The sequence below is a fragment of the Photobacterium sp. OFAV2-7 genome (genome assembly GCF_022347985.1).
Lineage (GTDB): Bacteria > Pseudomonadota > Gammaproteobacteria > Enterobacterales > Vibrionaceae > Photobacterium.
This window is the reverse complement of the sequence record NZ_JAKRFQ010000077.1, coordinates 1-10,376: the sequence shown is the minus strand read 5'-3', so window position 1 is coordinate 10,376 and position 10,376 is coordinate 1. Positions and strand designations below refer to the sequence as shown.

Annotated in this window: 8 protein-coding genes; 7 read left to right on the top strand and 1 reads right to left on the bottom strand. The window is 49.9% G+C overall.

All coding sequences use genetic code 11. The features are described from left to right. The 5 genes from MHN01_RS07240 to MHN01_RS07220 all read left to right on the top strand — a co-directional run. A partial coding sequence (locus MHN01_RS07240; RefSeq protein ID WP_239410706.1) for an inactive transglutaminase family protein occupies positions 1-1,300 on the top strand: 1,300 nt, incomplete at its 5' end. A gap of 3 nt (positions 1,301-1,303) precedes the next feature. Further along, positions 1,304-2,278, top strand: coding sequence for an alpha-L-glutamate ligase-like protein (locus tag MHN01_RS07235; RefSeq protein ID WP_239410705.1), 975 nt, complete (start codon positions 1,304-1,306; stop codon positions 2,276-2,278). Positions 2,279-2,419: 141 nt separating this feature from the next. Continuing rightward, positions 2,420-3,580: a MalY/PatB family protein gene (locus tag MHN01_RS07230; protein WP_239410704.1), complete on the top strand. Its 1,161-nt coding sequence runs from the start codon at positions 2,420-2,422 to the stop codon at positions 3,578-3,580. 74 nt (positions 3,581-3,654) lie between these two features. Next, positions 3,655-4,164 carry a VC2046/SO_2500 family protein gene (locus tag MHN01_RS07225; protein WP_239410703.1) on the top strand — a complete coding sequence of 170 codons (510 nt, stop codon included), beginning with the start codon at positions 3,655-3,657 and terminating at the stop codon, positions 4,162-4,164. A gap of 357 nt (positions 4,165-4,521) precedes the next feature. Next, positions 4,522-5,214, top strand: coding sequence for an SDR family oxidoreductase (locus tag MHN01_RS07220; protein ID WP_239410702.1), 693 nt, complete (start codon positions 4,522-4,524; stop codon positions 5,212-5,214). A gap of 107 nt (positions 5,215-5,321) precedes the next feature. Here MHN01_RS07220 and adhE read toward each other — a convergent pair whose 3' ends face one another. Then, a complete protein-coding gene (adhE, locus tag MHN01_RS07215) occupies positions 5,322-8,027 on the bottom strand; it encodes a bifunctional acetaldehyde-CoA/alcohol dehydrogenase (protein WP_239410701.1) in 2,706 nt (901 codons plus the stop codon). A 724-nt stretch (positions 8,028-8,751) separates the two neighbouring features. Between adhE and MHN01_RS07210 the strand changes: the two genes are divergently transcribed. Beyond that, positions 8,752-9,390, top strand: coding sequence for a YchE family NAAT transporter (locus tag MHN01_RS07210; RefSeq protein ID WP_160650419.1), 639 nt, complete (start codon positions 8,752-8,754; stop codon positions 9,388-9,390). 137 nt (positions 9,391-9,527) lie between these two features. Then, the gene (locus MHN01_RS07205) at positions 9,528-10,346 is read left to right on the top strand and encodes an ion transporter (RefSeq protein WP_239410700.1); all 819 of its coding nucleotides are present in this window, start codon (positions 9,528-9,530) and stop codon (positions 10,344-10,346) included. The last annotated feature ends 30 nt before the right edge of the window (positions 10,347-10,376 follow it).

The window sequence follows — 10,376 nt, the reverse complement described above, 5'->3', positions numbered from 1 at the left end:
CTTTACCCTCATCGACGAGAGCACATCGTCACCAGGTTATGGTGTTGCCCTGATTGATACCGATATGGGCCGCCGTGCCGAGTGGTCGATCCGTGAAGCCACCGGCAAACAAATCCTCTATTACAAAACCCAAATGCTGGTTGACCAGCTGGCTACCTACTCTTCCGAGCCTCCAAAAGGCGCAACGGTTTCTGTCAGCCTGGATAACCCGCAACAGACAGCAGCAACAGCCCTGATTGGTCAGGCGCGTAGCCTGTCTGCCGACAATATCACCCTCGCCCGCGAGCTCATCAAGCAGTTCAACGACAAGACGAACCAGAATGCCTCGCTGTTGCTCAATAGCCTGAGCCGCGAGCAGGCCATTATCAACCTGCTATCTCTGGAAGATATCCATGCGCGTATTGTCGGTGGCCTGCTGCTTGAAGACGGCCGTCGTCGTCAGAGCATCAACCCGATGGTAGAAGTCTGGGACGGCACCAAGTGGCAGCTGTTTAATCTCCAGACCGGGCAGGAAGGCAAACCTGATGATGTACTGGTATGGAACCAGCAGGGCCACTCATTGCTGGATGTCATCGGCGGTCGCAACTCCAACATCAGCTTCTCGATCATCGCCCAGGACATCACGCCTCAGCAGGCAACCCGGGAAAAAGTCCAGGCTGAAGATCTGCTGAACTTCTCTATTCACAGTCTGCCGGTTGAAGAGCAGGCAATGTTCAAGACTATCATGCTGGTTCCGATCGGAGCCCTGATTGTCGTCTTCCTGCGGATCATCGTCGGTCTTAAAACCTCCGGTACCTTTATGCCGGTTCTGATTGCGGTTGCCTTTGTTCAGACTCAGCTAATCACCGGTATTCTCGGCTTCCTGCTGATTGTCGGCACAGGTCTGGTTATCCGAAGCTACCTGTCGAAGCTCAACCTGCTGCTGGTTGCCCGAATATCCGCGGTGATCATCACGGTTATTATGATCATTTCGGTATTTACCGTCGTGGCCTTCAAGATCGGCCTGGTGGAAGGACTGACAATCACTTTCTTCCCGATGATCATCCTGTCATGGACCATCGAGCGTATGTCGATCCTGTGGGAAGAAGAAGGTGCCAAAGAAGTGCTGATCCAGGGTGGCGGTTCGCTGCTGACGGCGATCCTGGTCTACCTGGCGATGACCAACGGCCTGGTTCGTCACCTGACGTTTAACTTTATTGGTATCCAGCTAATTGTTCTGGCATTGATCCTGATGCTGGGTAACTACACAGGCTACCGCCTCAGTGAGCTTCGTCGCTTTAAACCACTCGCGGAGAGCTAAACTATGTCCTTATTTTCACAGTTTACCTCTCCGTTCAAGCTCCGTGAGCGCGGTATCATGGGAATGAACCAGCGCAACCACAGCTATATCGGCCGCTACAACGATCGCAGCCTGTACCCGCTGGTGGATGACAAGCTAAAGACCAAGCATATTGCCCAGCGGGCGGGAGCGACCGTTCCCGAGCTGATTGGCGTTATTGACAGCCAGGTCGATGTGAAAAAGATCCACGACATGGTAAAAGACTGGCCGGGCTTTGTGATCAAACCGGCTCAGGGCTCAGGCGGTAAGGGCATTTTAGTAATCATCAAGCACAAGGACGGCGTCTACACCAAACCGTCCGGTGTTGAGATCAACAAGCAGGATGTCGAGCGCCATATCAACAACACCATGGCGGGGCTATTTTCACTCGGTGGAAAAAACGACGTCGCCATGGTCGAGAACCTGATCCAGTTTGATGATGTGTTTGACGGCTTCAGCTACGAGGGTGTGCCCGATGTCAGGGTCATTGTCTTCAAGGGCTACCCGGTCATGGCCATGATGCGCTGCTCGACAGCGGCATCCGATGGCAAGGCAAATCTCCACCAGGGGGCTGTCGGCGTCGGCATCGATATTGCCACCGGCAAGGCAATCCGGGCCGTGCAGTTCGACCAGCCTGTCGAGCGCCACCCGGATACCGACAAACTGCTCAGCGAACTGGCGGTGCCTAATTGGCATAAGCTACTGACGCTGGCTGCCAGTGCCTGGGAAATGGCCGGGTTAGGATACATGGGAACCGACATGGTGCTGGATAAGGTCCAGGGACCGATGGTCCTTGAGCTCAATGCCCGTCCCGGACTGGCTATCCAGACAGCCAACGGCTGCGGCTTGCTGCCTCGTCTGCACCATATCGAAAACCTCGGTACTCCGAATACCCCACCAACACCGGAAGAGCGTGTGGCCTATGCAGCCAAGCAGTTTGGCACCAAGTCCACGTTCTGAAGCCTAAAAACAACAAAAGCCCTGATCTCGCAGTCAGGGCTTTTTTTAAATTTCATTTTCATAGTATGCAACAAAATTCAAATGCTTAGCTTAATTGGTATAAGATAATACCTAACCAATAGCATCATGAATGGACTCACTATGCCGCACTCCCCTTTCCAGCTCTTCGAGCAACCGATCGACCGTATCGACACCAACAGCATAAAGTGGAACAAATACAAAGGCCGGGATATTCTGCCAATGTGGGTGGCCGACAGTGACTTTCGGGTACCACAGACAATTACCGACGCGCTGCATCAGCATGTTGACCACGGTATATTCGGCTACGGTCAGGCACCGGCACGCCTTACCGAGCTGCTTGTCGAGCGGATGAAGCAACGCTATGACTGGGATATCGAGCCCGAGTGGATTGCCTACCTGCCGGGACTAGTCTGTGGCCTTAACCTCGCGGTCAGAGCCCTGACTGAAGCCGATCAGGGCGTGATCAGCCCCAAGCCAATTTATCCGCCGTTTATGTCATCGGTACGATTGGCCAAACGCTCATTATCAGTCGCCCCGGTTACCCTGCAAAACAATCGCTGGCTGATAGATTTAGCGCAGACGGAAGTCACTCCTGAATCCAAGCTGATGTTGTTCTGCAACCCGTTAAACCCCGGCGGAACGGTTTACCGCCACAATGAACTGCTAGCACTGGCTGATTTTGCCAAACAGCGCGACCTCTATGTCTGCTCGGATGAAATTCACTGTGACTTAATTCTCGATGAAACCACCCGGCATATTCCTTTCGCCAGCCTGAATGAGGATGCAGCCCAGCGCTCGGTGACACTTATCGCCCCGAGCAAGACCTTCAATATTGCCGGCCTCGGCGCTTCAATGGCCATCATCCCTAATCCGGACCTGCGCAGGAAATTTATCCGGGCCAAGGCCGGTATCGTTCCGGACGTCAACGTGTTGGCTTATACGGCAGCACAGGCGGCTTACGAGAACTGTCAGCCCTGGCTCGATCAGCAGCTTGATTTTCTTCGTCAACAAAAAGCAAAAGTCGAGCAGGAAATCAATGCGATGCCGTATCTCAAGCTTCACCCGATTGAAGCCACCTATCTCGCCTGGATAGACGCCTCGGCACTGCCGGTAACCAGTCCGTTCAAATTCTTCGAAAACGCCGGAGTCGGGCTGTCACCGGGTGCCGATTTTGGCAACTCCCGCTTTGTGCGGCTCAATTTTGCCTGCCGGAGTGATACGCTGGACGAAGGGCTGCGCCGAATGCGGACAGCCATTGAGGCATTAGATAAAACGAAGTAAAAATACTGCTAAAGTTCTGACAGCTAAATCCGATAAAAGGAGTAATACAAACCGGGAACCTATTTTCTCAGATAATGCAGATCCATACTTTAGACAAAGCGCAGCTCATTAATGAAGTGCAGCTCGGCAATAACCTCAACCATGCGGTTGAAGGTGGTCGCCGTGCTGACTTTGCATTGATGCTCGCCATGTTGTCGCCGGATCATCTGGAAACCATCCCGGTTGACGCACTACCCAAGCCCGGCAAGACAGAGCCGGAACTGCGCGCCTACTTCGAGCTGCAGGATCCACAACCGCTAAGTACTACCGAGCACTGTTATGAAAACGGGGCAGCGCAAGCCAAAGCCTTTCATAGCAGCGGACTTGCTGATGCCCGCCTGCTCCATGAGTTACAGCCGACAGCACTCAACTTTCCGCCACAGGGCACCAAAGGCATGCCGGAGGAGGTATACCATAACCTGTCCGGACATGAGCGCCGGATGCTTCCGCCGAAAGAAGATGCCACCATTAAGGCGTCCCCGCAGGATTTGTACCTGTCACTTATCCATGCCAAGCGCTTTGCTGAAATGTATCAAACCGCCTAAATTGCAGGCTAATTCCTTGTAGCTCACAGTATTCCTCATTTCGTGACAACCATCATAGCTTTGTTATTTTTAAGCAGCACCCCGCTCACAATTCACTAACATTTAGTGGCGGTTTGAGACAAATTGGGCGCTTTTTCACAGTTAATTCCAGCCCAAAGCTTCACTATTTAATTATCTTTTTTCGTTTACTTGGTGATCGATTTACCGCTCAGGTGCGTAACTTTGGAATTGGATAAATTTGGCAATAAAAAGCACAACATCCTAACAGTGCCAAATTGAAGACTTTCACTTTCGAAGTGCCCAGAAACTGCCAACCGGCAGCGCACCTTCCGGTACAAACGGGGGAAAGAACGAGTTATGAATATCGCGCAATCTGTCATTGTAATCACTGCCGCTGGCAGCCCAATGGGCAAAGCGATTTCACTCCACTTCGCGTCATTAGGGGCCAAACTAGCCCTTGTGGATGTCGAAGCTGACCGCTTGCAGCAAACACAGCAAGCCTGCCTGGCGGCAGGAGGGAACTCTCACCCCTTCTTGCTTGAATGCCAAGATGAAGTATCCATCTCCAACCTCATAGATAGAGTCCACCAACGGTTTGGCACTATTGATGTTTTGATTAACTATTGGTTCGGCTCAGATCTGCCTACTTTGTTCAGCCCGTCCTCTGTCGATCAGTTTTGCCGCTCCATGTCAGAAGGCGCAACCCCTTTCTTCATTTTTGGCAAGCAGGCAGCCAGTTATATGCGGGTACATCACTGCGAAGGCGTCATCGTCAACCTGGCCGCAAACCTGATCAATACCCATCAGCCAATTAACAACGGTTCAAAAGCCATGATTTCGGGGTTAACCCAGAGCTGGGCCAAAGAGCTGGCTGAGTTCAAAATCCGGGTCGGGGGCGTTGTTCCATTAAGCTTTGCCCACGAGGATGACCACCCTCCGCTCGGCAACTTGCTCAGCCAGCCGCTCCAGTACGAAATTGTTAGAAGCGCCGAGTACATTGTCGCCAACGACTATTTTAATGGCCGGATGATAGAAGCCGAAGTGGGGTAAGAAGAATAGTTGGAAATAAGCCAGGCTTCTGAATCACGCTTTATATATGGATAAAACGAAAAAGCCCGCCAAACGGCGGGCTTAAAGTGCGCTAGCTAAAACAATGATTAAGCTTTAGCAGTCTCTTTTTTAGCTGCAGCTTTTGGCGCTTCAGCTGTTTTCTGGTCAGCTTTCTTCTTGATTACTGTTGTACCTTCGAAAGTCTCACCTTCAACGTAAGGCTTGCCGTGGTACGAAGCTAGAAGAACTTCTTTCAGCTCGCTGATTAGAGGGTAACGAGGGTTAGCACCTGTACACTGGTCATCGAACGCTTCTACTGATAGCTCATCCAGTTTCGCGTTGAAATCAGCTTCAGAAACACCTGCTGCCTGGATAGACATTGGGATGTCTAGGTCACCTTTAAGCTCGTCCAACCATGCTAGAAGACGTTCAATCTTCTGTGCAGTACGGTCACCAGCCTGGCTTAGGCCTAGGTGGTCAGCAACTTCTGCATAACGACGACGTGCCTGTGGACGGTCGTACTGAGAGAAAGCAGTTTGTTTAGTTGGGTTATCGTTCGCGTTGTAACGTACAACGTTAGAGATAAGCAGTGCGTTCGCCAGACCGTGTGGTAGGTGGAACTCTGCACCAATTTTATGAGCCATTGAGTGACACACACCCAGGAATGCGTTCGCAAATGCTACACCAGCGATAGTTGCTGCGTTGTGTACTTTCTCACGAGCGATTGGGTCGTTAGCACCGTTCGCGTAGCTTGAAGGTAGGTACTCTTTAAGCATCTTAAGCGCCTGCAGAGCCTGACCGTCAGAATATTCGTTAGCAAGAACAGATACGTAAGCTTCCAGTGCGTGAGTTACTGCATCGTAACCACCGAACGCTGTCAAAGACTTAGGCATGTTCATAACCAGGTTAGCATCAACGATAGCCATCTGTGGCGTTAGCTCGTAGTCAGCTAGTGGGTACTTAGCACCAGTCTCGTCGTCAGTAACAACGGCGAATGGAGTAACTTCTGAACCAGTACCTGAAGTAGTAGTGATACATACAAGCTCAGCTTTCTGGCCCATTTTAGGGAACTTGTAGATACGCTTACGGATATCCATAAAGCGCATTGCCAGCTCTTCGAATGCTGTTTCTGGGTGCTCGTACATTACCCACATAATCTTAGCAGCATCCATTGGTGAACCACCACCTAGAGCCAGGATTACGTCAGGCTGGAAGCTTTGCATTGCTTCTGCACCTTTCTTAACAACTGTTAGCGTTGGGTCAGCTTCAACGTCGAAGAACGTTTGAACTTCCATGCCCTGTGCTTTCAGTAGCTGCACAACATCATCTGCGTAACCGTTGTTGAATAGGAAACGGTCAGTTACCAGGAATGCACGCTTCTTACCTTCAAGGTCGCCAAGAGCGATTGGAAGGCTACCACGGCGGAAGTAGATAGACTTAGGTAGTTTGTGCCACAACATGTTTTCAGCTCGCTTCGCAACAGTTTTCTTGTTGATTAGGTGCTTAGGACCTACGTTCTCAGAAATTGAGTTACCACCCCAAGAACCACAGCCTAGTGTTAGAGACGGTGCAACGTTGAAGTTGTACAGGTCACCGATACCACCGTGAGTAGTTGGAATGTTGATTAGGATACGAGCTGTCTTCAGCTTGTCGCCGAAGTAACGGATACGGTCTGCGTTTACATCTTGGTTAGTGTATAGACCAGATGTGTGACCGATACCGCCGATCTCAACCATAGTCACAGCCTGAGCAACAGCGTCTTCGAAGTTGTCGGCACGGAACAGACCAAGTGTTGGAGATAGTTTCTCGTGAGCGAATGCGTCGTCGTAAGACACTTTACCCAGACCTTCACCAACAAGTACTTTAGTGTCAGCTGGAACTGAAACACCTGCCATCTCAGCGATTGCTGCAGCTGGCTGACCAACGATTTTCGCGTTTAGTGCGCCGTCGATTAGAAGCACTTTACGTACTTTCTCAGCTTCTGCCTTGCTCAGTACGTATGCTTTGTGAGAAGCGAAACGCTCTTTCACTTCGTCGTATACTTCGTCAACAACGATTGCAGCCTGCTCAGAAGCACATACAACGCCGTTATCGAAAGTCTTAGACATCAGGATAGAAGCTACTGCACGTTTTACGTCAGCAGTTTCGTCGATAACAACAGGAACGTTACCTGCACCTACACCGATTGCTGGCTTACCAGAAGAGTAAGCAGCTTTAACCATGCCTGGACCACCAGTTGCAAGGATAAGAGCGATGTCGTCGTGCTTCATTAGCGCGTTAGAAAGCTCTACAGATGGCTGGTCAATCCAACCGATGATGTCTTTTGGCGCACCAGCGGCTACTGCTGCATCTAGAACAAGTTTAGCTGCGTCGTTGGTAGAGTTCTTCGCACGTGGGTGTGGCGAGAAGATGATACCGTTACGAGTCTTCAGAGAGATTAGAGATTTGAAGATTGCTGTAGAAGTTGGGTTAGTTGTTGGTACGATACCGCAGATGATGCCTACAGGCTCTGCGATAGTCATAGTACCCAGGTTGTCGTCTTCTTCAAGAACGCCACAAGTTTGCTCATCTTTATACTTGTTATAGATGAATTCAGATGCGAAGTGGTTCTTGATTACTTTATCTTCAACGATACCCATACCAGACTCGGCAACCGCTTGTTGTGCTAGCGGGATACGAGCTTGGTTAGCTGCCAGAGAAGCTGCACGGAAGATTTTGTCTACTTGCTCCTGAGAGTATGTAGCAAACTCTGCTTGCGCTTTCTTAACGCGTGCAATCATTGCATCTAGTTCAGCCATATTTGTTACAGGCATAGTTAACTCCTAACTTAATATTAAAAACTTTTTAGTAAGAATCTGTCATCGCTACTTTCGACTTATCGGTACCAGGAAAGCCCTGCTTTTAACGCCCCGACAACACACATACTTAGTAAATTGCTTTCAAAACTGATTATATTCTTTCACACCCCGAAAAAAATTGATTTAGATCACTTGTAACCCTATAGGAGTACTTTTTGTCAAAATTCGAGCTGTGTCATGTTAATTCAAGAACTTAAAAGTTCATAATGTGACCAGCAAGATTGAAATCATATCAAATTACTTCATAAAGCGACATTTCAAGTAACAAACATTACGTAACAAACATACACAATTGGCTACTTTCAACACTTAATGTGAAGCAAATCACAGGCTTAGCAGGATACAGTTACCTTAATTACATTGCGTGTGGCACGCCGACTGCCCATAAAGAGTAATCCAAAACACCGGCTTTTTACAGGGGTGTAACACAGAATTTACCGATAATTATTAATAAGGGTAGAGATAACTATTTTTAATTGGTCTGACGCTAAGCTTTAGCTTAAAGTAGCGCCAAATAACAGGAAGCCGCCTAATATCGTCGCAACTCTGGCCCCAAGGCAGCACTTTTCACGCACTGCTTTTGCGCCTTTTTTCTAAGCCCCTTCAGATATTACGTGGCAACCTGTTAAAGAGGAGGAAGTTAGCTTCTTGTTTTTTACGTTTGTTAGATGATCCCGCAATGCAAACAATCGAAATTGCCATTTTCTTACAGTTTTTCGTCGGTCTAATCGCAGCCGTCAACCCGATCGGTATTATGCCTATCTTCGTTTCTCTTACCGGCCACATGAACACCGAGGAGAGAAACAGAACAGCCTATACCGCCAGTCTCGCCGTCAGCGTGATTCTTATCGTCTCGCTGCTTGCCGGGCAGTTTTTGCTAGATATGTTCAGTATCTCCCTCGACTCATTTCGCGTTGCCGGTGGTTTACTGCTGCTGACTATCGCTTTCTCGATGATGAGCGGTAAGCTGGGTGAGGATAAACAGAACAAGCAGGAAAAATCAGAATCAGTTAGCCGGGAGCAAATTGGCGTTGTCCCTCTGGCCATGCCGCTTATGGCCGGTCCGGGTGCAATCAGTTCGACAATTGTGTACAGCGCACGTTACCCGGGTATGACCAGTACCCTAGGAATTGCTGCCACGATCGCAGCGTTTGCCTTTTGCTGTTGGATGCTGTTCCGCGCGGCCCCGATTATCGTACGCTTTCTGGGCCAGACCGGCATCAACGTCATTACCCGTATTATGGGTTTGATCCTGGCGGCCCTCGGTATTGAGTTTATTGCCAACGGCCTTCGCGCCCTATTTCCGGGTCTCGCCTAACACACTCCCGGCGGAGTCTCCGCGCAATTGTACCTCTCCATCTCATTTTGGAGAGGTACTCCTTGCCGCCAACTGGTAACCCCTTTTAATGTTCATTATCCTAACGGATAGTGCTTCTATTTTTATTTCAGGGTTTTATGGTTACGCTCAACACTCGGCAAAAATTCTATCAAGTTATATTTGGCACCCAAACCAAGGCCGGACAGTACTTTGACATTGTACTAATCCTCGCTATCTTGTGCTCCGAGCTGGTCCTCATCCTCTCGTCGCTTGAAGGTGTGGCGACAGAGTTCTCCAGTCTTCTATTTGTGATGGAATGGGTCTTTACCCTGTTATTTACCGTCGAGTATATCGCCCGCCTCTACTGCTCCCCGCGCCCTTGGGCATACGCCAAGAGCTTTTATGGTGTCATCGATCTAATTGCTATCTTGCCGAGCTATATCGCCTTCTTATTCCCGGGCTCGAACTACCTGTTGATCGTCAGGCTGATCAGGGTCATGCGTATATTCCGGATATTAAAGCTGGCGCGCTTTCTAAAAGATTCCAATATCCTGCTTAGATCCCTGCTAATGGCACAGCGAAAGATCCTGGTTTTCTTCAGCACCGTCGCCATCCTTGTCACTGTACTGGGTGCATTGCTCTACGCAATTGAAGGGCCGGAAAACGGCTTTACCAGCATTCCGACCAGTATCTACTGGGCTATCGTCACCATCACCACCGTCGGCTACGGCGACATAGTTCCGCAGACAGATCTCGGCAAGACACTGGCCGCTTTTACCATGCTGCTTGGTTACTCCATCTTGGCCGTGCCCACAGGCATTATTACGGCAGAGCTCAGTCAGGAAATGAAGACCCAGCGTGACCTTATCCGCTGCCTGAACTGCGCCACCAGCGGGCATGAAGCGGACGCCAATTACTGTCGAAAATGCGGGGCCGAACTACCTCAGCATCCTTAGTCGCGAGCCTGTCATTCTGATGCCTCTGCC